This is a genomic window from Gordonia sp. 852002-10350_SCH5691597, from assembly GCF_001665715.1.
GTDB lineage: Bacteria > Actinomycetota > Actinomycetes > Mycobacteriales > Mycobacteriaceae > Gordonia > Gordonia sputi.
This window is the reverse complement of the sequence record NZ_LZMO01000088.1, coordinates 1-23,721: the sequence shown is the minus strand read 5'-3', so window position 1 is coordinate 23,721 and position 23,721 is coordinate 1. Positions and strand designations below refer to the sequence as shown.

Genomic DNA, 23,721 nt, shown 5'->3' with positions numbered 1-23,721 from the left:
GTGCATACAAGCCGTGCACATAGGCGCTGGTCAGCGCACGAGCACCCGCCTGGTCGCATTTGTGGCAATTGATCAACCTGAATTGATCAATATAGATTGATGATTATGCCTGAACGCGATGCCACCACGCAGTCGGCGACCCTCGACGATGCCACAGTCGAGGTGGCGGCCGAGTTCCGGATCATCCTCGGATCGCTGTTGCGCAGACTGCGGCAGCATCGTGCGACCGACGATCCGAGCGCTCCCGAAACGGCTGTGCTCGCGCGTCTCGAGCGGGAAGGTCCGGCGACGGCGGCGCAACTGGCGCGCCGCGAGAACGTCAGCCCACAGTCGATGGGTGTCACTGTGTCTGGGCTGCAGGGGCGTGGGTTTGTCAGTCGCGCAACAGATCCCGAAGATGGACGACGAATCGTGCTGGCATTGACCGATGCTGGGGCCGAGGCGCTGCGTGGTCGTCGCGGTCAACGGACGCGAGCGATCGCGGAGGCGATGGGCCAGGTGCTCGACGACGACGAGATCGCGCAACTCCGAGACGTCATGCCGCTACTCGACCGGCTCGCGGACGCGCTGTGAGCGCGGCGTCGACGACCCTAACGCCGGTAGAGCAAGAACCCGACTCGCGATACCGATGGGTGGCGCTCTCGAATACGACTGCGGCCGTGTTCATGTCGGCTCTCGACGGCTCGATCGTCATCATCTCCCTACCCGCGATCTTCAGGGGCATCGGCCTCGACCCGCTCGCACCTGCCAACATCGGGTTCCTGCTGTGGATGATCATGGGCTACCGGCTCGTCCAGGCTGTCGCCGTGACCACACTGGGTCGGCTGGGCGATATGTTCGGCCGCGTCCGCATCTACAACATGGGATTCGCGGTGTTCACCGTCGCGTCGATCCTGTTGTCGTTCGACCCCTTTCACGCAGCGAACGCAGCGATCTGGCTGATCGGGTGGCGGGTGTTGCAGGCCCTCGGCGGCTCGATGCTGACCGGAAACTCAGCGGCCATCCTGACCGACGCGTTCCCTCCCGACAGACGCGGGTTCGCGCTGGGGCTCAATCAGGTTGCTGCACTGGCGGGGCAGCTCACCGGGCTGGTTCTCGGAGGTCTGCTTGCAGCGTGGGATTGGCGGGCGGTCTTCTGGGTCAACGTGCCCGTCGGCCTGTTCTTCACCGTGTGGGCCTACCGCAAACTTCGTGACAGCGGCGAACGCCATCCCGGAAGGATCGACTGGCTGGGCAACGGGAGCTTCGCGATCGGACTGTCGTCGTTGCTGATCGCCATCACGATAGGCCTACAGCCCTACGGCGGTCACACGATGGGATGGACCAACCCGGTCGTGGTGGGTCTGCTCGTCGCAGGAGTGCTGCTGCTCGTCGGATTCGTGATCGTCGAACGTCGTGTCGCCGAACCGATGATCGAACTCTCACTGTTTCGAATCCGACCGTTCGTCGCCGGAAACGGTGCGGCACTGTGTGCCTCGTTGGCGCAGGGCGGCCTGCAGTTCGTGTTGATCATCTGGCTCCAGGGGATCTGGTTGCCGGTCCACGGATACGACTACGCCGACACACCTCTGTGGGCGGGAATCTTCATGCTGCCCTTGACAATCGGCTTCTTCATCTCGGGTCCGTTGACCGGTGCGATGAGCGACCGGTTCGGTGCCCGCGGCTTCGCGACGGTCGGCATGGTGTTGTTCGGGGCGAGCTTCGTCGGCTTGTTGTTCTTGCCGATCATGTTCCCTTACTGGGCGTTTGCGCTGTTGATCGCTCTGAACGGGATAGGTACAGGCATGTTCACCGCGCCCAACACGTCGTCGATCATGAGCAGCGTTCCGGCTCGCTACCGTGGCGTGGCGTCCGGGATGCGCGCGACATTCCAGAACACGGGTACCGCGCTGTCGATCGGTGTGTCCTTCTCGCTGATGATCGTCGGACTCTCGGCGACGCTGCCGGATGCGTTGTCCACGGGGTTGCAGGGGCAGGGAGTTCCGGCGGGAGTGGCGACGGACGTCGCGGAGCTTCCACCCGTCGCGTCGCTGTTCTCGGCGCTGCTCGGCGTCAACCCGATCGAGCACCTTCTCGCAGGGACCGGTGTGCTCACCCAGGTCACCGACGGACAACGTGCGACCCTCACCGGCCATACCTTCTTCCCGGAACTGCTCTCCGGGCCGTTCCACGACGGACTGGTCGTCGTGTTCTGTGTGTCCATCGTGTTGTCGATCTGCGCTGCCACGGCGTCGCTTCTCCGCGGTAAGCGTCAACCAGCGGTCACGCAAGAGCGTGTCGGGTGAGCCAGTCGATCAGCGGCGCGGTCGTCCGCCAGTCATCCCGCACGCGGTCGACCAACTCCGGCGTATGGATCACCGCGTCGAACCCGTAGGGGTGTGACACGGTGAACGTCTTGTGTCGCAGCAGTTCGATGCGCGGGTGTCCCGGGTCCCAGCCTCGTGGTGCGGTTTTGAGACGACCTCCGCCCACCTCCCAGCCGGTCGCGGTGAGGTCGGCGACGATCTGTTCGAGTTCGCGGCCACGTCGATCATCGTCGATGGCTGTGCGCATCGCGGACAATCGCTCGGCGGAAGCGTCGTAGAAGCCGGCACCCACCATGACGCCCGGTGCACCGATCTGCACGTAGTAGCCGGTCGCCGGTGCCACGGCAACGTAGGCACCCTGGTGGGTCTTGTAGGGCGACTTGTCTTTCGAGAACCGGACGTCGCGGTAGGGGCGGAACAGCTTCGCTTCACCGAACTCGTCGGCAAGTGCGTCGGTCAGCTCACGCATCGGTGCGGCCACAGCGCTCTGATATGTCTGCTTGTGTTGTTCCCAGAAAGCCTTGCTGTTGTCGACCTCGAGGTCGTCGTAGAAATCGAGGGCGGCCTCGGGGAAGCCCTGAAAAGACATGTCCCGAGGGTACGACTCGCCGCGCCGGATCGAGGCGAACGTGTTCTATGACGATCGATGAAATGGCACGATGAAGGGGATGACGCAGCTGACGTACGAAGAGTTCGGCCGCCGGTTCTTCGAGGTCGCCGTGACCGAAGAGCGGGTGGGGTCGGCGTTCTCCTCCATTACGGGTGGATCTTTCGACGTCGGGCCCATCCCGTCCGGCCCCGGTGGGCTCGCTCGCGTGACCGCGCACGTCGAGATCGGCGAGCCGCGTATCGCGCGCAATGTCGGCGAACTGATCACGTTCACCGTTGAGATCATGCTGACCATCGGTCTCGTCGTGGATCTGCGAGTCGATCGCATCAAGTACGACGTCGACGGGCTGATCACACTTCCGTTGACCGTTCGTGCCGCCGAGCCGCTGGAGTTGCGGATCGACGTCACTCCGCCGCGGCCGAAAGACGTGATCGTGGGCGTCGCGTCACACAACCTGCGTGGCGAATTCATTCGTGCCGTCGGTCAGGTCGACACCGAAATCAAGCGCTTTGTCGCCCAGCACGTGGCGGAAGAGATCGACAAGCCCGAGGTCAAAGCTGCTCGCATCATCGACGTCGGTGCCGAACTCGGTCGGGCCTTCGAAAATATGTGACCTGTCGAGAATGTGGGTACGAATCACTCACTTCTTGGTGAGCGACGACTCCTTGTGTGCGGCCTGCGATCCGGTCTTCGACGATTCGACAATCCAGTACGGGTCGTCGTCGCTTGCATTGAACTTCTGACCGTCGAAGGTGAATGGCGATGTGCGCTTTTCCTTCGCGTGCCCATGCGTCGGTCCCTGGGACGTATTCCATTCGACGGTGTCGTTCTTGTTGATTCCCATGAGTCGAGCATGCGCGCTCACCGACGCCGACGGCGCTCGTCGACGTGGGTGACGCGTGCTCGATACGTCGCCGACCACCGATCGATACAGGGTCACGGTCAGGTCGCGGCGACCTGTCCGAAGGCGATGGAGTCCAGCGTGAACTGCCGTACGCGTCCAGCGACATTCGCTTGACACATCGAAAACAGCGGCTCGGAGAACTCCTCACCGAGCACCACGTCGACGGGGCCGACGTGGCCCGTCAGACGGACGCGGATCCGCCCATCGACGTGTGTGACGTCGATCGGCGCGAACGAGTCGATGCGGTCATCTCCGGTCTCGACACGGGCGAAGTGCTGTGCGGCCTGCACGGCGTGGGGGAGTGACGTACGTCCACGCAGCAGTGAATCCACAAGGCGCCCTTGGGTGTACAGCTCGACGATGGACGCTGGGTCGACGGCGGTGTCGAGTCGTCCGTAACAGAGACCATGCGGAAGGATCAGCCCTGTCGCGGCGAAGCGGTCACCACCGAGGTGTGAACACTCCCACGTCCACTCCGGATACGCCGACGCGATCGATGCTGTCGCGGCCCGACCCCGAACTGCACAGCACTGGTCATGCTTACCGTGCGCGCACACTGCGACGAGAGGTTCGGTCGATGGAGCACCGTCGGACCCGTCGAGCGCGAGGTCGAGATAGCCTGCGGGACCGTCGACTTCGCCAGCGTGCACGCTTTCTGCTCCCGGCGTGGAGTCCACGATGAACCAACGCCACCGTGGTGCTTGCGGTCGGCGTCCCGGTCGTCGAATCGCGACAATCCGCATGCGCTGCTTCTCGACCCGACGCACGATGCTCAGACCGAGGTCGGGGTCGATGATGGACGGCGATTGCAGGAACGCCGAATGTCCCCACGCACCACCGAGTTCGAGCAGGACCCACAACGTTCCCGCCGAGGCTGTGCCGTAGATCGGATCACCGCGCTCCGCGGATTGCACGCTACACGGAGGACGACGGGTCATCCGGTTGGAACCGATCCACTCTCGAGAACGACGACGCCCTCACGAAGCAGTCTGCGAATCAGCACGAGGCTGTCGGCGGCGTCGAGTCCCGGTAGTTCACCCGCGGTGACGGTGGCTCCGGATACTGCGGCCTCGAGTGCCTCTGTGCAGTAGTCGGGGAAGCTGATGGTCCGATCGGGAAGGCGAATCTCTGTGCGCTGCAACGCACGACGGACTTCGACGACGAGGCCGTGGCGTCGACTCACCGTCGTGTGTTCGGTGAGTGAGTTGACTGCGTCGAGTGTGGCGAGCGGTCGAACTGCCACGGGTCGGGTTCGCTCGGCGTGGATCGTCGACAACCGCGCGGCGGTACTCTCGGCCAGATCTGTTGTGTTGGCCTGCAATACGTCGATGACGGCGGCAATTGTCTTGGCTGCCAGCGCCGCTGACTCGTCGGGATCGGTGAAGTCGGTGCCCATCGGGAGCGCGGTGCGTAGCGATTCGACCGTCCCGAGTTGGTCGACGACCGTCCGGACCAGATCGAAGGCAGTGACAGCCGATACCCCGACCGTGAGATGAATCGACGTGTGGCCGAGAGCTTCTGCCGAGTGGAGCCATCCGCGCGGAAGGTACAGGGCGTCGCCGGGTTCGAGGACGGTGTCGATCACCGGCTCTTCGTGACTGCGCGCCTCGATGGCATCGCGGTGGTCGGTCCAGGGTTGGTCGGCGAGGGGATCGGTGTGAACCGGGGAGTGAACCCGCCAATGCTTGCTGCCGGAGATCTGCAGTACGAAGACGTCGTGCACGTCGTAGTGGGGATCGAAACCGCGGTTTGCGGGTGGGGTGATGTAGGCGTTGGCCTGTACCGGGTGTCCGAGGTCGTCGACCATCCCGCGCACAAAGTCGATGATGGGCGGCCACAGTCGGTGCAACCCCTGTAGAACGATCGTGGCACCAGAGGCGAACTGCGCCAGCACTTTTGCCGAATCGACCTGATCGGGCATCTCTGCACCGAAACCGGCCGGCCCGAGGTAGTTCTCTTTGCCTACCAGGCCGCCTTCCTTGGCCATCCGGATGAACGGTGCACGCACCCCGCGCTCGGCGATCAACTCGTCGACGCTGCGCGGCGAGAGAAGATCGTCGAAGTCGCGGGGGAGCGCGTCCGATCTGCTGAGCAGAGGACGCCGACCCCAGTGATCACGCGCGAACGTGTCGGGGTCGATGGCGATGCAGCGGCTCAGCATTGTCGTCACTCAGGCGGTGCCGTCTGCCCCGCCGTCGTGTCCATCGGGGTTGGAGCCGCCGTCGGCTGGTCCTTCGCCGGGTGAGGCGGTGCCGTCTGCGCCGCCGTCGTGTCCGCCGGGGTTGGAGCCGCCGTCGGCTGGTCCTTCGCCGGGTGAGGCGGTGCCGTCTGCGCCGCCGTCGTGTCCGCCGGGATTCGAGCCGCCATCGGCAGGACCTTCGCCCCCTGGGCTGGAGGTGGTGATGTCGTCGTCGTCGAGTGCCATGGGTAAACCCTTTCCTCGTTGGGAGTCACTCGGTTGGGGACTCCACACTCCACTATGTCGACATGTGACGCTCTTGACGAGGATTCGTCGACGAGGGTCGAAGTTCGTTACTGCGCCGAGATGGCGGTTCCTGCAAGGTCACGATGATTCGAACGTGACACGCTGTAGCGATGGATCTCTGGTTTGAGGCCGCTCGTGACACCGCTGATCGATGCTGGGACGGCATTCTCGCCACGCTCGACGGCGTGGCCGACGCCGACCTCAACAGCAGACTGCCGGTCGCAGGCTCCAACGCGCCGTACGCGATTGTCCACCACTGCATCGAGATGACCCGCTGGTGGCTGGGAACATTCGGCTGCGGATTGGACCTGCCCCGTGATCGGTCGGGGGAGTTCGAGGCCACCGGAACGCGCGACGATCTCGTCGTGCGTATCGCGCAGGTCCGCGCCGACGTGGATGTGTGGGCGACGCGTATGTTGCGCAACGGAATTGCGGGCCGCGATGCACGCGGAACACGCGCGAATGTCGACCTCGACACCGTTACGCCGCAGTGGGTTGTGCTGCATGTCGTACACGAGCTTGCCCAGCACCTGGGCCAGCTGCAGGTAACGCGCGATTTGTTGAGCGCCTGAATCAGTACCGCGGATTCTGCTTGAGTCCGAATCGCGGACAACTGGTCGATCAGCCTGTCCGTCATCGGTTCTCGATAGCTCGAAAGTATCTTCGACTTTTCCTCGACGTTTGTCCGTATCGTCGGGTAGTGTAGAACACATATTCGATACGACGTGGGGCGGGGGTGGCGGCACGTGAACAGCAACAGCGACAGCGGGAATGGCCGTGCGCCTTCGGCGCACTGGCGGGCGCAATGCCCACCAGCGACACCCTGCGCCTCAGCGCGCGGGTCGACATCCAATGGAACCTCGCTGATCCACCCGACCCCGACCCGTCCGCAGACCCCGACGCGCCAACAGGTCCGGCCCCACCAGCCAGCCTCTGGTGGCTCGGCGACGTCGACCCACCCGGAGGCGTCGACCCACCCTTGGCCGACGCCTCCTGACCACCGCGTCACCTGACCGACGTGCCAACCCGGCCGGCGCACCCATCCGCTAGCCCGGGCGGACCGTCGAATCCGGTTGCGCCGCAACCCGTCCACACCCCGCCACCACACCCCGGTGGCGGGGCAGACGTGATTGCCCTGCGGGCAGGTCCGAAAGCGTCCGAATAGACGGAGTGTGGTCAGATGCCGTCCACGGTCACATATTCGGCGTTGGCAGCGCCGTTCGATGACGTCGCGATCGCCGTCACGAGTGCGCCGTACGGGATGCGCCACGCGGAGTGTTGTCGCGTGAGCTCAGCCGCGGGAATCTCGATCGAGGCTGTGAAGCTCGATCCCTCGCGGTCGACCGGAACAGCATCTCCGTCGACGAAGACCTGCAGCAGGTCGGCGTCGGACGAGCCCGAGACCTCGATGACGGCCACCTGCGCATCGCGTCGAGCGGACGCTGTCAGTTCGAGCGCGGGGACGTCGCCGTCGGACACGACGCCTGGGCGTCTCAGCGGTGGCAGCTCCGGCGTCGACGGCGGAGCGGTGCGGCGTCGAGAGGCGTGCTCGTAGGCCCAGCCGTAGGCGAGAAGTGCGTTGTCGTCGTAGGCGCGCCCGGCGAATGTCAGGTTCACGGGCATTCCGATGTCACTCATCGCGCCCATCGTGACGTTGACAGTCGGAATGCCGTAGTGACGGATCATGGTGTTGCCGGTCGACACCCACACCCCGTTTGCCATGGCACGTTCGTGCGATGCCGCATTGATGTCGGCGTCTGCAGGTCCGACGTCGAGCGCAGAAGGGAACACCAGCGCGTCGAGGCCGAGTTCGTCGAGCCACTCCTCCAAGTCGACACGACGCAGTTCCTCGAGCCCGCGGACGCCCTCGGCCAGATCCGGGATCTCATCGAGCGTTGGGATTCCGAGTGCGGCGCGCTCTGGGTACTCGCTGATGTCCAGGTTGTACCGCGCGTAATACCCGTGCAGCTCATCGGGAATCGCGCCGTCGGGCAGCGGGAAGATCAACGACCCCTCGACGTCGGCGAGGCGGTTCAGTGCGGGGTCGCCGTTGGCCTGCAAGAAGTCGTTCCACGACCAGACGGTGAGGTCCCACATCTCGGCGTCGAAGAATCCCTCCGGCAGGATTCCGCGGGCATAGCCGTCGCGGGCGTCGGGTCGGTCGAGTTCGTAGTTGGTCAGGGCGGGGAAGTCGACGTCGACCACTTCGGCGCCCGCTGCCTCCAGATCTTCCCGCGCGCGGTTCCACAGATCGATGACCGAGGGTCGTGGTGTGATCGGCCAGCCCGCGTCGGGGTCGTCTCCCAGGATGATTCGGGGTATCCCGAAACGCTTGCCTCGCAATGCATTGTCATCGCGGAGTTCCAGATACGACTCGGGCCGCACCGACGACGCTGCGGGCAACTCCACCCACGGCTGCGTGCGCCAGAAGTCGCCTCGGGTGTCGGCGTCATCGGCGACGAGAACATCGAGCAGTGCGAGCATATCGTCGACCGTACGTGTATGCGGCACAACGACATCCATTGTTGGTGTCAGAGGCCAGTTGCCGCGCACCGAGATCACGCCGCGCGACGGCGTGTACGCGACGAGCGCGTTGTTCGACGCGGGGGAGCGGCCACTCGACCACGTTTCCTCGCCGAGGCCGAAAGCCGCCAGGCTCGCAGTCGTCGACGCACCGGAACCGTTCGACGAGCCGGACAGGTACGCGGCCGCGAGATAGTCACTGTTGTAAGGACTCTCGGCCCTCCCGTATACGCCACGCTGCATACCGCCATTGGCCATCGGAGGCATGTTGGTGAGACCGAGGCAGATGGCTCCGGCGCTTCGCAGGCGTTCAACGGCAAATGCGTCTGAACCCGCGACAAGATGTGCGAACGCCGGCGACCCCGACGCCACGGTGAGGCCCTTCACCCGGTAACTGTCCTTCGCGGTGTACGGGATGCCGTCGAACGGCCCGTACGCCTCGCCACGGGCACGGCGTTCGTCCGATGCGCGCGCTTCGTCGAACATCGTCGGATTGAGAACGGGAATCGCGTTGAGCGTCAACCCATGTCGATCGTATCGACCGATGCGATTCAGATACCCGCAGACGAGTTCGACGCTGGTGACCGCGCCTGATTCCAGCGCGGCACTCAGTTCGGATATCGATGCCTCCACCAGTGGTGGGGTTTGTGCCGGGGACGTCATGACGTGGCGCCGACGGCCGGTTGTTGCTGGGTGATGCAGTGGATTCCACCGCCGCGCGCCAGGATCTCGCGGGCGTCGATGGTCACCACACGCCGGCCGGGGTAGACCGACGCCAGGATCTCGGCTGCGCGCGCGTCGGCCTCCGGTTCACCGTAACCACATGCGACGACACCACCATTGACGACGAGGTGGTTGATGTAGCTGTAGTCGACGAAGCCCTCGGAGTCCCGGATCGTTTCGGGAGCGGGCAGATCGACGATGTTCCACGATCGCCCGGCTGCGTCGGTGGTGCCTTCGAAGAACCCGCGCAAACCCTTGGTGACTGCGTGGTCGGGATGGTCGGGATTCGGCTGATGGTGGAGCAGCAGCGTCCCGGGGGAGGGGATGGTCGCGACCATGTCGACGTGACCGCGCGTGCCGAACCGCTCGTAGTCGCGGGTCAGACCGCGGGGGAGCCAGATGACCTTCCGTGCGCCGATCGTGCGCTCGAGCTCGGCTTCGATCGTCTCGCGCGTGGCGTAGGGATTGCGGTAGGGGTCGAGTTGGACGGTCTCGGTGACGAGTACGGTGCCCTCGCCGTCGACGTGGATGGCGCCACCCTCCTGGACGAGCATCGAGCTGACAACGGGGACACCAGCCCGGCCCGCGACCACGCGCCCGATCTGACGATCGTTGGTCCACTCAGCCCACTCCTGTGCGCCCCAACCGTTGAACGTCCATGTGACAGCGCCGAGTTGGCCGGCGTCGTCGATGACGAAGGTCGGTCCGATGTCGCGCATCCACGAGTCGTCTAGCGGTGCTTCGACGATCTCGATCTCCTCCGAGAGCAGGGCGCGCGCACGCGTCGTCTCGGTCGGGTCGACGACCATGATGACCTTCTCGAACTGCGCGACCGTATTGGCAACCTCGCTCCACGCGGCGTACGCGGTCTCGGCGTCGGCCGCGCTCTCGGCGAGGGTGGTGTTGATCCGTGGAAACGCCATCCACACACGCTCGTGGGGGGCCGTCTCGGCGGGCATTGTCCAGGACATATCGGTGCCTTTCGTTATTGATCGAACAATCAATAACTAGAACGGTAAGGGGTGTGGGCCGGGTCGTCAAGCGGAACGAGCAAATTATTGATCTTGTGATCAATAGCGGTTGACTCCATGATGGCCAGGCACGATGATCGCTGAGTGATGGTCTCGAAGAGTCGGACGCGTGCACCCCGCAAGTCGCCTGAGGAACGGGCCGACGAAATCCGCTCCGCCGCGTGTCAGGTCGCTCGTGTCGATGGGCTTCCGGGGCTGACGTTGAGGTCTGTCGGCGCACAGGCAGGCGTTGCACCTGCGCTCGTCGCGCATTACGAGCCGAGTATGGACGAGCTCGTCGCGTCGACATTCGAGGCAATCACGAGCGCCGAGGTCGACGAGATCGCCGAACTCATTGCCGATGATCCGAACGCGACGTCGAAGCTGAGGAACTTGATTACGACGCTGACCGAGCCTGGCCGCGACGACGTCACGATCGTCTGGGCCGACGCCTTCAGCCTCGGCAGGGTCAATCGCCCTCTCGCCGCGGCTGTTCGGGATGTGATGGGTCGGTGGCAGTCACTGGTGTCAGAGCTCATCATCGAGGGTGTCGACGCGGGTGAGTTCGTCACCGACGATGCGGCCGACGTCGCGTGGCAGTTCCTCGGAATGATCGACGGCGTGAACTCGCACGCACTGGTGCACTACGCGGGTGCTCCCGACAGAGGGCGTCTCGTTCGACGCGCGATGGAGAACGAGCTCGGCCTCGAACGCGGCACTCTGCAGCCGGGCGGGGGACAGCAGGGCGGTGCAGTAGGGCGTAGGGCGGGGCAGTAGGGCGGGGGACAGCAGCGCGGGCTAGAACATCACAGCTGGTTGAGCCTGCCCGACAGTCGTTCGACCGTCCGAAACAGCGCGGCGTGATCGAGGTCGCCGTCGCCGTTGGCCCGCGCCGACGCCATGAGCGTCGCGACGAGGGAGCCGATCGGAAGAGCCAATCCTGCCTCACGAGCGGAAGCGGTGACGATCCCGAGATCCTTGTGGTGCAAGTCGATTCGCGCTCCCGGTGTAAAGTCTCTGTCGATCATCCGGTGTGCCTTGTGGTTGAGCACAGTCGACCCCGCGAGTCCTCCGCCGAGGACGTCGACCGCTGCCGTGGTCTGTACCCCGTTGGCCTCGAGGTAGACGAGTGCCTCGGCGAGTGCGGCGATATTGGCGGCCACGATCAGTTGATTGGCCGCTTTGACCAATTGTCCACTGCCGCTTGGGCCTACGTGTACGACGGTCGAACCGACAGCACGCAAGAGGGGTGATGCGGCATCGAATGCCTTTTTCGAGCCGCCGGCCATGATCGACAGAGTGGCATTGACCGCGCCCTCTTCGCCGCCCGACACCGGTGCGTCGAGGAATGTGTAGCCGTGCGCCGAGGCATCGTCGGACAACCGGACCGCGACGTCGGGTCTGATGGTCGAGAAGTCGACGATGACCGTGCCAGGATTGGCATGTGTGAACACGCCATCGGGCCCAGTCAGCGCCTGCTCGACATCGGGGGAGTCGGGGAGCACGGTGGCAACGATGTCGGCATCGGCGACCGCTTCCGCGATGGACTGTGCCGCGGTTCCACCGGCGTCGATGAGTGCAGCGGCCTTCGACGCTGTGCGGTTGTAGCCGACGACGCGATGCCCAGCGCGTACCGTGTTGATCGACATTGGACTGCCCATCACGCCGAGTCCGATGAACGCGATGGTTGCCATGAGGGTGCTCCTCCGTGGTGTGGTGATATGAATGCCGTTGTGTTTCAGTGTGCGCCGTTGGTGAACGCCGCGAGCCACGCGATCGGGTCGGCCAGTGTCTGTCGATACTCGAGACTGATCCATCTCGGATACCCGGCTTCGTCGAGCGTGTCGAGATGTCGCGCGAAGTCCATTGTGCCCGTGCCTGGTTCGCCGCGGCCAGGGGCGTCGGCGATCTGCACATGGCCGATCCGGCCGGTGTGGCGCGAGAGCACGTGGTCGAGATCGTCGCCATTCGTCGACAGGTGATACAGATCGGCGAGGAGTGCGACGTTGTCTATCCGGTGCTCGCGTCGAACGGCGTCGGACACTGCGAGCGCATCGTCGGCAAGGCGGAGCGGATAGTCCGGGAGCGCACTGAGTGGTTCGAGGAGGATCTGTGCGCCGATCGTCGCAGCGGCACGAGCCGCGACGGCAAGGTTGTCGACTGCCAGTGAGTCTTGTTCGGCCACATCGAGTCCTGCCATGCGGTTGCCGTAGAGCGCATTGAAACCGACGGTGCGCAGTCGTGCGCCGATGCCGACCGCAACGTCGATGCTCTCGACGAACTCGCGCGTCCTGGGCGGATGCGACAGCAGCCCGCGCTCGCCCGCCGCGAGATCACCCGCGGCGAGGTTGAGGTGGGTGAGACGTACCCCGGCGTCGTCGATTGCCGACACGAACTCGTCGACCTCTCGATCGGCAGGGACGGCGTCGTCGAATGGCCACCAGAATTCGACGGCGTCGAAGCCCGCATCTCGCGCTGCCTGCGGTCGACGCAGCAGCGGTAGGTCGGTGAACAGCATCGAGCAGTTCACGGTCAGCCGTTGGGGGTTCATCGTGGCTACCTCGTGTGGGCTCAACTCGGCTGGCGTGACGTTGCTCACGACTGTTCCACCGCCGTTGGTGGGCGTCTCATGAACAACTAGCCTTGCTGAGGTTGTCAAGGCCAATCTAACGGTGTCGGTGTCGCCACCCTTACCGAGGGACTTGCTGTCCGTACTCGGCGCGGCCTGAGTTCGTGGCTGTCGACCGTTTAGTAGAGTTTGCCTCCGCTGCCGGGCAGAGACCGCGTGCGGCCAGGGTGTTCCGCGTATCGTGCTGCCATGCGACGGTGGAGGGTCCTGCTCATACTCAGCGCTGCGCAGTTCATCATGGTGCTCGACACCACGGTCATGAACGTGTCGGTGTCGCAGGTCGTCGCCGACCTCGGCACGACGTTGACCCAGGTTCAGCTCGCGATCACGCTGTACACCCTGGTCATGGGATCGTTCATGCTCTTCGGTGGTCGCCTCGGCGATATGTTCGGCAGGCGGAGGATCTTCGCCATTGGCCTCATCGTGTACGGAATCGGTTCGCTGATCACGGCATTCAGTCAGAACATCGGCATGCTCTTGTTCGGGTGGTCCTTTGTCGAGGGAGCCGGAGCGGTCATGGTGATTCCGGCGATCATCTCGTTGACGGCGTCGAACTATTCGGGTCGCGATCGCGCGACCGCCTACAGCGCACTCGGTGGTATCGCCGCAGCCGGCGCGGCGGCCGGTCCGTTGATCGGGGGATGGGTGACCGAAGCACTCACCTGGCGGGTGGTCTTCGCTGCGGAGACTGTGGTGTGCGTGCTCGTCGTGCTCGCGGTGCGGACCATCGCCGACGACGAGAAGGCCGAGTCGGGTCGGATGGACTGGATCGGCACCGCGTTGTCGGTGGCGGGGCTCGGCCTCATCGTGATCGCGCTGCTGCAGGCAGGCGTCTGGGGCTTCATCAGGCCGCGAGGTGCACTGACGATCGGCGACGTGAGAGTGACACCGTTCGGATTCTCGGTGGTGCCGTTCATGATTGCGCTCGGCGTCTTCGTGCTCATCGGTCTTGTGTCCTGGGAGCGTCGTGTCATCGAACGCGGCGACACGCCACTACTTCACCCCGCATTGCTTCGAAAACTGCAGCTGCGCAACGGATTGATCATGCTGCTCGCGCAGCAGACCATCATCGGCGGGATGTTCTTCATCATTCCGATCTACCTGCAGTACGCGCTGCAGATGAACGCGTTCGAGACGGGAGTGAAGCTCGCGCCCATGTCGGTGGCCATGTTGATCGCAGCATTCGCGAGCCCGAAACTGGCTGCGACGCAGTCGCCGCGGCGGATGGTCAGAACCGGTCTGGTACTCGTGATCGTCGGTTGTGTACTTCTGGTGACCACCATCGACCCCGAGCTCAACAATGTTGTGTTCGCCGTCGGCATGGCCATCTTCGGTGCCGGATTCGGTTTCATAGCAGCGCAACTCGGCAATGTGATCATGTCGTCGGTGGGTAATCGTGACCGTGGTGAGGCGGGCGGATTGCAGGGCACGGCCCAGAACATCGGGACATCGGTGGGTGTTGCGCTGCTCGGTGCGTTACTTGTTGCCGCGCTGAGCTCAGGTTTCAACACGGCAGCTCAGGCAGACTCGGCGATTTCGGCGCAGACAAAGAATCAGATCAGCGACGCGACGTCGAACGGCGTCGAAATCCTGGGTCGAGACCAGCTCGAGGTGGTCGCTCAGGAGCACGGTATCCCTGCGGGCGAGGTGTCGACACTTGTCGACGGCTACGTCGACGCGCAGCTGGAGGCGATCAAGATGGCGATCCTGCTGGCCGCCTTCTTGGCGCTGCTCGGACTTGTTGGCGCTCAACGACTTCCGGAAGTTCCCGGCGCCGAGTTGGGCAGCGAAGACCCGGCCGCGGTCGGAAAGTGATCACGTCTGACGGCTCATCTCAGGTGCCTTGAGGCTCATCTCAGGTGCGGAGTGTGCGCCCGCGAAGTGATCAGTCGTTGCTCGAATCCGAAGGGTTCGATCCCGTTCCGTCGTAGCTGATCATCCCGCCGTGATCCTGTGGCTTGTCGTGCTTGAGCTTGTAGATGAGCCCAATCACGCCGGCAACGACGAGCAGCGTGAAGAAGATGAATCCCATGGCAATCTCCAGCGGGCTGCGACGATGTGCGTCGATCTGCGCACATCGTCGAGAATACTGCTCCGGGAGGTCAGGGGTTGACCCCGCGCGATGCCAGCCACACCTGTGGGTTGATCTTTTGTCCGCTCTTGTCCCAGACCTCGTAATGCAGGTGGGGGCCGGTGGACTGTCCACGATTGCCGACGGTGGCGATCGTCTGGCCGACGTGGACCTTCTGGCCCGCCTTGACGAAGCTCTCGTTCACGTGTCCGTAGACGCCGGTCGTGCCGTCGTCCTGGCGAACACGAACCCACATCCCGAAGCCCGACGCCGGGCCCGATTCGAGGACGGTGCCGTCGGTGACGGCGTGGATCGGGGTGCCGACGCGGTTGGCAATGTCGACGCCGTAGTGATGCGACCCCCACCGTGAGCCGTACCCGGAGGTCACGGTGCCGGAGGTGGGTGCAACGGCACGCTTTTTGCCCGGGACTTGTGCATTCGGGGGCAATGCGTTGCGGGTGAGTTCCTCTAGCTGGGGTGGAAGCGTGATGTTCTCCGGCAGCTTGAGATTCTCGGGCAACTTGATGTTCTCGGGCAACGCCACGGTTGGTGCCGCGAGCTTGGGAGCCGGATTTGCGGCAGCCTGCGCTGCGCCGACGGACCCGAGGCCGATCGCTCCGGTGATCGCGGCGAGAGTGGCGGTCTTCAGCTTGAGGGTGTGCGCATTGCTGGGAGCTGCGCGGTGCTGACCACGGCTGGCGCGAGGTTGCGAGTCAAGGACCGCGCGCGTTGCGGTCGGGATCGAGTCACGGTCGGTCAATCGGTGGTGAGGCACTGCAATACGTCCGCTCTGGGGTTGGTAACGCTTTGATATCGGAATGGACACGGCGAGACTATCAGACGCGGGACTTGGGCGACATGTCGCGTTTGTCGGAGAGGTTCAGATTGGAGTGTTGTCGCAGGTCACACACGGTGGAGGGTGTCATGAATCGTTCGCGCGGCCCAGTCTGCTGGCGCACAACATCGAGGTGCTTGCCGACCTGACCGCGACGCCCGCCTCGATCGAGACAGGGCAGTAGGGGTTAGAGCCCGAGTTCGATCATCCGCTTCGTGATCCGGTCGTCGGTGGTCGCGATCGGTTCGCCAGTGGCCACCCAAGGGTCGCCTCCGAAGTAGGTAGCCATGATCTTCTCCGCCGTTCGAGTGGCGAGCGCCTGGGTGGTCAGGGTGGGGTTGGGTCCGCCGAGAGAATTGGCGAGAACGGAGTTGTCCGCGATGAATACCCGGTCGACGAATCGCGCCTCACCGCTGGGGCGGGTCACGGAGTTGCGGGCAGACTCGCCCATGCGCATCGACGAGTGCACGTGGAGGAGCAGGGGAGCCCAATCCAGCCGATACACCTTTCGTGCACCGGCTTTCCGTAGGAGCTGCGCCGCCTTCGTCGCGATGTACTCGCGATTGCGCCGGGTCGGCGCCGACCGTTTGCGAATGTCGATGTCGACTTTCGCGACAGCGCCGTGGGAGTCGGCCGGGAAAAGTGAAGGCACTATTCGGCAATCGGGCTCGACGTGGTCGTCGGTGATACACAGGACGTTCAGCATCCGGTCGATTCCGTGAGCCATGAAGTCGCGGAGTTCGTCGCCGGCCAGTCGTCCAGTGGGGCCGTCCCACGCGCCCCGCATCCCACGGCCGTTGGTGTACTGGCCGCGAATACCGCTGTTGGACAACGTCATCGTGAATGCCTGGATCGCCGGGGTGACGCCGGAGTTCTCCAAGCATCCATATCCGGGGAACTCGACCCGTGCACAAGAGTTGGCACCCCGCGTGTTGCCGGTGACCTCATCGAAAAGGCCTACCACCCAGTCGAACCAGTGGTCCGTGTGTCCGCGACCCACCCAGCCGTTCGGGTTCGGCAATCCACTGTTGAACCACAGCCGCGGGCTCTCGGTGGCGCCACCGGCCATCACCACGACCTCCGCGTCTTCACGGTGTCGCGCGCCAGTGACGTTGTCTCGCCATGTCACTCCGGTGGCGCGGACGCGTCCGCCGCGCTCCTCTGTGTGAATCTGCTCGACGAAGGACTCCGCACGCAACTCCATCGGCTTGCCGCCTCGGCGAACCGCATCGGCGGCGAGGCCGAGCGGAACGTAACTGTTGTCTGTGGATCGGCAGGCGAAGAGGTTTCGGGGTGCGCGTGCCGGTTGGTAGCAGCCCTGAAAACAGTGGCCACAGAATGTGCAACCCGTCGCCTGCGGGTAGACGAGAAGGTTGGAATCTGTTGTGCGGCCGGCATTTCCGGTTGGGTGCAAAATACAGTTCGGCTGCGGTCGAAAGGCTGCTCGAGTCGTGTCCCGTGATCGTTGCAGCGGCAACCCCAAGCCTTCGCAGCCTCGGAAGAAGACCGCCTCCTTGGTCCCCATCGGGGCAGGCTTGACCGGCAAGGTCGCTTCCACCCACTCCAGATATGGGACAAGTTCGCGGTAGGTGAAGGGGAAGCGATGGGCGGTGTCGTACAAGGCGGCGTCGGCACCGCGGTAGCCGACGAACACACCGGGATACGGCCGTGGACTGTTGCCGAAGAAGTGCTGAGTAGTGCCGCCCACACCACCCAATTCCCAGACGAAGCTGTTCTGTGCCCACTCGCGATGCCAGTACGGTGTGGACCGGTCGCCCGGTCCGAAGCGGAGGAAACCAGCCGTCGGGTCATTGGCGTCGAACTCGAGATGCGACCACTGTTTGGCGGGGTTCGCCTGGCGCGGACCACCCTCGAGCAGCAACACGTCGAGGCCTTGTCCGGCGAGTTCGGCAGCGACCACCGGGCCGCCCCCACCAGCGCCGATCACAATGACGTCACGCACTCAGAACTCCTCGAATCCCTTGTAATAGCCGATAAAATCGTCGTTGCCGTCGACCAGTCCGTTGGGCCGGTATCCGGTGATGTTCCAACTGACGGGACGCCGAGACAGACGTCGCGAGGTGTGGTCGTAGAGCCGATGCTCGCTCCACACGGTGAACGCCGAACCGTCGAGCAGGATCCCCCCGACGAAGCGCAACAGGCCCGCACCGGACCCGCGAAGCGGTTGCGGCAGCGCGTTGTCGAAGACGGCGAGTAGATCGGCAGCAGGTTGTTCGATCAACTGAAACGCACGGGCTTTCGTCTGAAAGTCGGCGTTGGCGAAGGGTGAGGCAAACGGACCTGCAAGCGGTGCGCCGACGAGTAGCGCTGCGACATCCATGACCAGTCCGGCGATCAGGGACAACGGAAAGGTGCGGTCGTTGTCGCTGACGCCGAGCGCGCGGTCGACTGCCGAGGCCACCTGGTCGTCGGGAAGCCGCGTCGGTGTGACGGCCAGGTCGGTGAGCGTCACCGAGAGGGCCACCGCCAGTGGCCGGAGAAGCTCGTCCCCTTGCGGCAGGAAACGGTCCACCAGACCGACGAACTCGTCGGCGGCACCGTCAGACATCGCGCCGGGACCGCGCCCGGTGACACCCTGCTGCTTCGAGTACCGGTCGTCACCCGGCATCACCATGACCGATACGCCACGGAGCGCGTCGCGCGACGATATGCGCAGCCCCCCGAGTACCTGTCTTGCGATGGGCGGCATGTCGAGATAGCCGTCGGGCGGGGACGGCGCGGCGCGTGCCGCAGGTGTGCGCGACAACGCGAGAACCACCGTGGCGAGACCAGACGCACCCAACAACTGACGCCGACTGATCCGGTAGGAGTCCGGGGAAGAATCGGACATCTAGAGCGTCGCCGTGTTGTGGGTCACATGTGCGAGGCTACGGCACGACCGTCGGAAAAGTCGCTTTCGTCGGGTGTTAACGCACCTCGGGCCGCGAGTCTGTCGAAGCTGTGTACGAATTCCAGCGCGGCGGGTGGCACCGGCTGGTCGTCGGCGAATTCCTCGCGCGCGCTGATGATCAGTGCAACCGCCGCCGCGGCCAACCACAACCCGGAAATGGCGGCACAGATGATCAGATTCTGTCTGCGGTAATGCACCACGGTTGCGGCGAACTCCCGGAGGAAGCCTGACGGGAGGTAATACCAGGCGGTGGGTGAACCGACGACGATCGCCCCCGGAATGCCCAACTCTCGGCTCAGCGATGCGCTGCGCGCACGTGGAATTGTTCGTGACGACGACCATCTGGGTGGAGCTGATTCCCCGTTCGGCCAACAGCCGTAGCGAATTCTCCAGGTTCTCGCGAGTATTGGTCGACGCGTGCTCGAGGAGTACGGCATCGGCGGATACGTGAGTTTCCTCGGCCACGTCTCGACCAAGGACCCCACTCCCCGGGCGCGACTTGTGACCGCGTGTCTTCAACTCATCGTCGCGCTGTTTTTTGCGACGCTTGCCGCGCTGCTCGAGCCGTACCGTTTCGCGGCGGTTGTGGCTTTCGTCGCGGTGTCAGGCCTCGCGGTGTGGGTTCGACGATTCGGTCCACGGGGTGGAGCGCTGGGATTCGCAGCCTTCTTTCCGTACTTCCTCACTCTGTTGCTACGCCTGGACCAGAGCCAGCTGCCCGTCCTGTGGCCGGTGATCGCCCTCACCGTGTGCGCCGGGATACTTCTGCGTGTGGTGGCGCTTCGTGAGCGGCCGCAGCGTCAGATCGCGTTGCTGCTCAGGGAGTGTCGCAGCGCGGCCGACACCGCCCTGCTCGCCGCACAGCGCGCCACCAGCCGGTCCGTTCGCCCGCATATCGAGCGCGACCTCGCCCGGCTCGGTGGAATGTCGCTCGCGATCAACAACTGGCAGTCACGGTTCGACACGCATCGTCATCTGGATTGCGAACCAGAGACTCTTGCCGACCTGGTGGTGGATGCACAGATCTCGGTGGAGCAGGTGTGCAATCAGCTCGTTGCCGACCGCTTCGACAACGCGTCGCCGACAGACGACGGCGTACTCCCACGAAACGCATTGCTCGACGCCGCGATCACCGATCTGCACACCGTGCTGGCCAAGGACATCGACGTCGAAGCAAGCCGTGCCGCGGCACGTCGGGCAAAACGAATCGAGGCCATCGTCGACATCCGCGAGGCGGGCGGACTGGTCACCCTGGAGATCTCGCGCTGCGTACGTATGTGGCATGCGCTGAATGAACTCATCGTTTCGACTGGCGAACCGGACTTGGTTCCCCCTACCGACCCCGCCGACGTCCATCGGGAGCACCACCTGCGACGTCCCGGGTTGGCCTCCCTCGGGATCTCGCCACCGCCATGGAAACTGCAGCCCTGGAAACTGCAGCCCTGGCGCGACTGGGAGCCCACGTCGCGGCTGGCTGTTCAGGTGATGTTCGCCACCGCACTGGCTTCCGTCGTAGGCGAGATGATTGCTGCTTCGCGCTGGTACTGGGCCGTCTGACCGCGTTCATCGTCTTCATGAAGGCCAGCACGCGCGCCGCTGTGCTGACTCGCGCGATGGACCGGATCGTCGGCACTGTGCTGGGAGTCGTGATCGGGGCGCTCGTGGTGGTGGCCGTGAACCATCACGTGATCCCCGAACTGATCCTCGGCGTGCTCTGCGTCTTCCTCGCAAGTTGCTTCGGCTCGGTCCGATACACCTACCTGGTGGTGTTCATCACCGTGATGATCGCTGCACTGTTCGATCTGCTGGGTGTCTTCGACATGCGGCTGCTCGTCGTTCGCATCGAGGAGACGGTGGCGGGCTCCCTGATCGGGGTGGTGTGCGCCTACTTGATTCTCTCAATCAATTCGCGGCCCATGCTCATCGATTCCATCGCCAAGTACTTCGACGCCCTGGACGGCGCCCTCGCCTGCGTTGCCACTGGACTCACCACTGTGGGCGAGCAGCATCAGATCACCGACGCCACCGACGTCCATGCGGCACTGGACCGAATCCGGGAGCGGGCCAGGGTGACTCGCGCGGTCCTCGGTGGCGAAGGGGAGTCGGCGGTCGACCCCGCCCACATCCCCGTCATCGCACTGCTCGCCAGGCTGAACGTGGAGCCGGACAGTTCCCGCGGCGAAGCGATCGTGGCCGCGTCCCGTCTCAATCAGCTTCTGGAGGATCTGGATCAGACAGCGGCTAAGGCGCCGGATGCTGCTGCACAACAATGAGACCAGCCATAGAAACGAATAAACCCCTGATGAACAGGGGTTTCGTGGTGCCCTCGGTGAGACTCGAACTCACACTGGACGGGTTTTGAATCCGTTGCCTCTGCCAATTGGGCTACGAGGGCATCTGCCGCCGCGAGCGGCTGCAACAGACAACTGTAGATGATCGGCCGGAAGCCGCGTGAGCCGGTACTCTTCGGAGCATTGGTGCTGGCCGTGAGCGTGTGGATGCGGCCGGTTGTGACCGCTCTGGTCAACTCGACGTGGAGGAGGGATTGGTGACTGTGGTTGAGAATGTTCCGGCCCAGGCCGAGGACAAGCAGACTGCACACAAGGTGCTCGTCGCCGAGGACGACTCGCTGATCCGGATGGACCTCATCGAGATGCTGCGCGAGGAGGGCTACGACGTGGTGGGCGAGGCGCCCAACGGGCAGGCGGCTGTCGATCTCACCGAGAAGCTCTCGCCTGATCTCGTCATCATGGATATCAAGATGCCGGTGCGCGACGGGATCGACGCCGCCACCGAGATCGCACAGAAGCGGTTGGCGCCCGTGGTGATGTTGACGGCCTTCAGTCAGCGCGACTTCATCGAGAGAGCTCGGGATGCCGGCGCGATGGCGTACTTGGTGAAACCGTTCTCCAAAGCCGATCTTGTTCCAGCCATGGAGGTTGCGGTCAGTCGCTATCACGAACTGAAGATGCTCGAAAAAGAAGTTGCGACAATGCAGGACCGACTCGAAACGCGAAAACTGGTCGAGCGCGCGAAGGGTTTGCTCATGGAGAAGCAGTCATTGTCAGAACCAGAGGCGTTCAAGTGGATTCAGCGCGCGGCGATGGATCGCCGTACCACGATGAAGGCCGTCGCGCAGGTCGTCGTCGAAACGTTGGGACCCACAGACTGACCCTCAAGTCGGCCGCGTTAAATCTGTGAAAACGCGTCGACGGTGACTAGCGGATTTCTCTTTCATTGCCGCACGCGATCTTGTATCTCGGTCTATGTTTTCTCAAGGTCTCCTCAGTAGACCTCCCGGCCACAGGGGGTCGGGTGGCTGGACGAGAGGTAGTAAAGATGCATCGTCGCGTGACGACCGCAGCGCTAGGGGCGACGCTGGCCGCTGTGCTCGCCGTTTCGGCATGTAGCAGTAAGTCCACCGACTCGGATTCGTCATCGAGTGGGTCGGCATCAGCGGGGTCGGGGCTCACCATTTCGGCTCTCGCCCAGATCGATACGGAGGGCAAGGAACAGCCGAAGGCGTCGGATGCGGAAGCTCTCGATCCGGCATCGCCGAGTGGACAGAAATGCGACCCGGCGACCATCGCAATGGCGGGTGCACTGACCGGGGCTGACGCGGCGCTCGGTATCAACATCGTCGACGGTGCGCAGCTCGCCGTCGACCAGCACAACAAGGCCAACCCCGACTGCAAGATCACCCTCAAGCGTTTCGACACCGAAGGTGACCCGCAGAAGGCAACACAGGTTGCACCGACCATCACCAACGACGACTCGATCATCGGATTGATCGGTCCCGCGTTCTCCGGTGAGACCAAGGCGACCGGCGGCATCTTCAACCAGGCAGGACTCGTCTCGGTGACCGCTTCGGCCACCAACCCGACACTCACCGACAATGGTTGGAAGACCTTCTACCGCGGCCTCGCCAACGACGACATTCAGGGCCCCGCCGTCGCGAAGTACCTGACCGGGGCAAAGGGCAAGAAGAAGGTCTGCGTCATCAAGGACGACACAGACTACGGCGCGGGCTTGGCGAAGGCCGTTACCGGCGCACTCGGCTCCGCCGCGGACGCCGACTGCTCGGGTGACGTCAAGAAGGGTGAGCGCGACTTCTCCGCCATCATCTCGAAAGTCACTGCGGCACAGCCGGATGCGGTCTTCTACGCGGGCTACTACGCGGAGGCCGCGCCGCTCGCGCAGCAGCTCAAGTCGGCTGACTCGAATGTTCTGTTCGTCTCGGGTGATGGTGCGAACGATCCGCAGTTCACCGCGCAGGCCGGCGATTCTGCCAAGGGCGCGCTGCTCTCGTGCCCGTGTGGTCCCGCTCCCGACAAGTTCGCTTCGGACTACAAGGCAGCGTTCAACCAGCCGCCGGGCGTGTACTCGGTCGAGGCGTACGACATCGCGGCGATCATGATGAAGGGCATCGAAGAGGGCAACAACACCCGTCCCAAGTTGCTCGAGTACATCAGCAAGTACAACGGCACAGGTCTTGCCCGCAAGTACTCGTGGACACCGAAGGGTGAACTCACCACATCGCTAATCTGGGTATACGAGGTCAAGTAAGTACGACAACCAATCGCGCCCGGCCGGGGGCAGCCACGGGGGGGGGGGGGGGGGTTGTGGGGGGTTTTGGCGCGTTTGGGGGTGGTTTTACCACACCACATAAGGTTGGCCCCACCGAGCCCCCACGGGGCAGACACCACGGAATGGA

25 protein-coding genes and 1 tRNA gene are annotated in these 23,721 nt (G+C 64.1%); 11 read left to right on the top strand and 15 right to left on the bottom strand.

Annotated features, from left to right (window positions below):
- The first annotated feature begins 105 nt into the window (after positions 1-105).
- Both A5777_RS06340 and A5777_RS06335 read left to right on the top strand, forming a co-directional pair.
- Positions 106-573, top strand: coding sequence for a MarR family winged helix-turn-helix transcriptional regulator (locus A5777_RS06340; RefSeq protein WP_064862018.1), 468 nt, complete (start codon positions 106-108; stop codon positions 571-573).
- Positions 570-2,285, top strand: a complete 1,716-nt coding sequence (locus tag A5777_RS06335; protein WP_064862017.1) for an MFS transporter — start codon at positions 570-572, stop codon at positions 2,283-2,285. Before A5777_RS06340 ends, A5777_RS06335 begins: the two co-directional genes overlap by 4 nt.
- Here the strand turns inward: A5777_RS06335 and A5777_RS06330 are convergent.
- Positions 2,263-2,895, bottom strand: a complete 633-nt coding sequence (locus A5777_RS06330; RefSeq protein ID WP_005208835.1) for a DUF2461 domain-containing protein — start codon at positions 2,893-2,895, stop codon at positions 2,263-2,265. The genes A5777_RS06335 and A5777_RS06330 overlap by 23 nt on opposite strands.
- 79 nt (positions 2,896-2,974) lie before the next feature.
- Here A5777_RS06330 and A5777_RS06325 point away from each other — a divergent pair, with 79 nt between their 5' ends.
- The gene (locus A5777_RS06325) at positions 2,975-3,529 is read left to right on the top strand and encodes a hypothetical protein (RefSeq protein ID WP_039856949.1); all 555 of its coding nucleotides are present in this window, start codon (positions 2,975-2,977) and stop codon (positions 3,527-3,529) included.
- Positions 3,530-3,556: 27 nt separating this feature from the next.
- On the opposite strand, the gene A5777_RS06320 is transcribed toward A5777_RS06325, so the two are convergent.
- From A5777_RS06320 to A5777_RS06305, 4 genes are all read right to left on the bottom strand, one after another.
- Positions 3,557-3,760, bottom strand: a complete 204-nt coding sequence (locus A5777_RS06320) for a DUF2945 domain-containing protein (RefSeq protein ID WP_005208831.1) — start codon at positions 3,758-3,760, stop codon at positions 3,557-3,559.
- Between the two features lie 98 nt (positions 3,761-3,858).
- A complete protein-coding gene (locus tag A5777_RS06315; protein WP_039856937.1) occupies positions 3,859-4,758 on the bottom strand; it encodes a sucrase ferredoxin in 900 nt (299 codons plus the stop codon).
- Positions 4,755-5,981 (bottom strand): cupin domain-containing protein, encoded by a 1,227-nt coding sequence (locus A5777_RS06310; RefSeq protein WP_039856936.1) that lies wholly within the window; start codon positions 5,979-5,981, stop codon positions 4,755-4,757. Before A5777_RS06310 ends, A5777_RS06315 begins: the two co-directional genes overlap by 4 nt.
- A gap of 9 nt (positions 5,982-5,990) precedes the next feature.
- Positions 5,991-6,245 carry a hypothetical protein gene (locus A5777_RS06305; RefSeq protein ID WP_005208825.1) on the bottom strand — a complete coding sequence of 85 codons (255 nt, stop codon included), beginning with the start codon at positions 6,243-6,245 and terminating at the stop codon, positions 5,991-5,993.
- A gap of 170 nt (positions 6,246-6,415) precedes the next feature.
- Here A5777_RS06305 and A5777_RS06300 point away from each other — a divergent pair, with 170 nt between their 5' ends.
- Positions 6,416-6,877 (top strand): mycothiol transferase, encoded by a 462-nt coding sequence (locus A5777_RS06300; protein ID WP_005208823.1) that lies wholly within the window; start codon positions 6,416-6,418, stop codon positions 6,875-6,877.
- A gap of 164 nt (positions 6,878-7,041) precedes the next feature.
- Positions 7,042-7,302, top strand: a complete 261-nt coding sequence (locus A5777_RS06295) for a hypothetical protein (protein ID WP_064862016.1) — start codon at positions 7,042-7,044, stop codon at positions 7,300-7,302.
- Between the two features lie 179 nt (positions 7,303-7,481).
- Here the strand turns inward: A5777_RS06295 and A5777_RS06290 are convergent, their stop codons facing one another.
- On the bottom strand, positions 7,482-9,491 hold the full coding sequence (locus A5777_RS06290) for an amidase (RefSeq protein ID WP_064862015.1): 2,010 nt from the start codon (positions 9,489-9,491) through the stop codon (positions 7,482-7,484).
- Positions 9,488-10,522: an agmatine deiminase family protein gene (locus A5777_RS06285; protein ID WP_064862014.1), complete on the bottom strand. Its 1,035-nt coding sequence runs from the start codon at positions 10,520-10,522 to the stop codon at positions 9,488-9,490. The genes A5777_RS06290 and A5777_RS06285 overlap by 4 nt, the downstream gene beginning before the upstream one ends.
- Positions 10,523-10,669: 147 nt before the next feature.
- Between A5777_RS06285 and A5777_RS06280 the strand changes: the two genes are divergently transcribed.
- Complete coding sequence (locus A5777_RS06280; RefSeq protein ID WP_039856934.1) at positions 10,670-11,338, top strand: TetR/AcrR family transcriptional regulator; 669 nt, start codon at positions 10,670-10,672, stop codon at positions 11,336-11,338.
- Positions 11,339-11,367: 29 nt separating this feature from the next.
- On the opposite strand, the gene A5777_RS06275 is transcribed toward A5777_RS06280, so the two are convergent.
- Both A5777_RS06275 and A5777_RS06270 read right to left on the bottom strand, forming a co-directional pair.
- Positions 11,368-12,255 carry a 2-hydroxy-3-oxopropionate reductase gene (locus tag A5777_RS06275; RefSeq protein WP_064862023.1) on the bottom strand — a complete coding sequence of 296 codons (888 nt, stop codon included), beginning with the start codon at positions 12,253-12,255 and terminating at the stop codon, positions 11,368-11,370.
- Positions 12,256-12,299: 44 nt separating this feature from the next.
- Positions 12,300-13,112, bottom strand: a complete 813-nt coding sequence (locus tag A5777_RS06270; protein WP_005208807.1) for a hydroxypyruvate isomerase family protein — start codon at positions 13,110-13,112, stop codon at positions 12,300-12,302.
- A 267-nt stretch (positions 13,113-13,379) separates the two neighbouring features.
- Here A5777_RS06270 and A5777_RS06265 point away from each other — a divergent pair, with 267 nt between their 5' ends.
- Complete coding sequence (locus A5777_RS06265; RefSeq protein ID WP_064862013.1) at positions 13,380-15,005, top strand: MFS transporter; 1,626 nt, start codon at positions 13,380-13,382, stop codon at positions 15,003-15,005.
- Positions 15,006-15,075: 70 nt separating this feature from the next.
- Here A5777_RS06265 and A5777_RS24610 read toward each other — a convergent pair whose 3' ends face one another.
- The 5 genes from A5777_RS24610 to A5777_RS25800 all read right to left on the bottom strand — a co-directional run bounded on the left by A5777_RS24610 (position 15,076) and on the right by A5777_RS25800 (position 19,472).
- On the bottom strand, positions 15,076-15,222 hold the full coding sequence (locus A5777_RS24610) for a hypothetical protein (protein ID WP_156529293.1): 147 nt from the start codon (positions 15,220-15,222) through the stop codon (positions 15,076-15,078).
- Positions 15,223-15,292: 70 nt separating this feature from the next.
- Positions 15,293-16,036 (bottom strand): M23 family metallopeptidase, encoded by a 744-nt coding sequence (locus A5777_RS06260; RefSeq protein WP_005208804.1) that lies wholly within the window; start codon positions 16,034-16,036, stop codon positions 15,293-15,295.
- Positions 16,037-16,283: 247 nt separating this feature from the next.
- Complete coding sequence (locus tag A5777_RS06250; RefSeq protein ID WP_064862012.1) at positions 16,284-18,059, bottom strand: GMC family oxidoreductase N-terminal domain-containing protein; 1,776 nt, start codon at positions 18,057-18,059, stop codon at positions 16,284-16,286.
- Positions 18,060-18,947: a hypothetical protein gene (locus A5777_RS06245; protein ID WP_005208797.1), complete on the bottom strand. Its 888-nt coding sequence runs from the start codon at positions 18,945-18,947 to the stop codon at positions 18,060-18,062.
- Positions 18,948-19,472 carry an ElyC/SanA/YdcF family protein gene (locus A5777_RS25800; protein WP_168431333.1) on the bottom strand — a complete coding sequence of 175 codons (525 nt, stop codon included), beginning with the start codon at positions 19,470-19,472 and terminating at the stop codon, positions 18,948-18,950. It lies immediately after the preceding gene.
- Here A5777_RS25800 and A5777_RS24985 point away from each other — a divergent pair.
- Both A5777_RS24985 and A5777_RS06230 read left to right on the top strand, forming a co-directional pair.
- Positions 19,425-20,564 carry a hypothetical protein gene (locus A5777_RS24985; protein WP_005208794.1) on the top strand — a complete coding sequence of 380 codons (1,140 nt, stop codon included), beginning with the start codon at positions 19,425-19,427 and terminating at the stop codon, positions 20,562-20,564. The two genes, A5777_RS25800 and A5777_RS24985, sit on opposite strands and share 48 nt — an antisense overlap.
- Complete coding sequence (locus A5777_RS06230) at positions 20,450-21,280, top strand: FUSC family protein (RefSeq protein ID WP_267625577.1); 831 nt, start codon at positions 20,450-20,452, stop codon at positions 21,278-21,280. The genes A5777_RS24985 and A5777_RS06230 overlap by 115 nt, the downstream gene beginning before the upstream one ends.
- Before the next feature lie 45 nt (positions 21,281-21,325).
- On the opposite strand, the gene A5777_RS06225 is transcribed toward A5777_RS06230, so the two are convergent.
- Positions 21,326-21,402, bottom strand: a tRNA-Leu gene (locus A5777_RS06225).
- A gap of 153 nt (positions 21,403-21,555) precedes the next feature.
- Between A5777_RS06225 and A5777_RS06220 the strand changes: the two genes are divergently transcribed.
- Entirely contained in the window at positions 21,556-22,179 is a 624-nt protein-coding gene (locus A5777_RS06220) for an ANTAR domain-containing response regulator (RefSeq protein WP_005208748.1), read from the top strand.
- Positions 22,180-22,346: 167 nt separating this feature from the next.
- On the top strand, positions 22,347-23,573 hold the full coding sequence (locus tag A5777_RS06215; RefSeq protein ID WP_005208747.1) for a branched-chain amino acid ABC transporter substrate-binding protein: 1,227 nt from the start codon (positions 22,347-22,349) through the stop codon (positions 23,571-23,573).
- Positions 23,574-23,721: the final 148 nt, after the last annotated feature.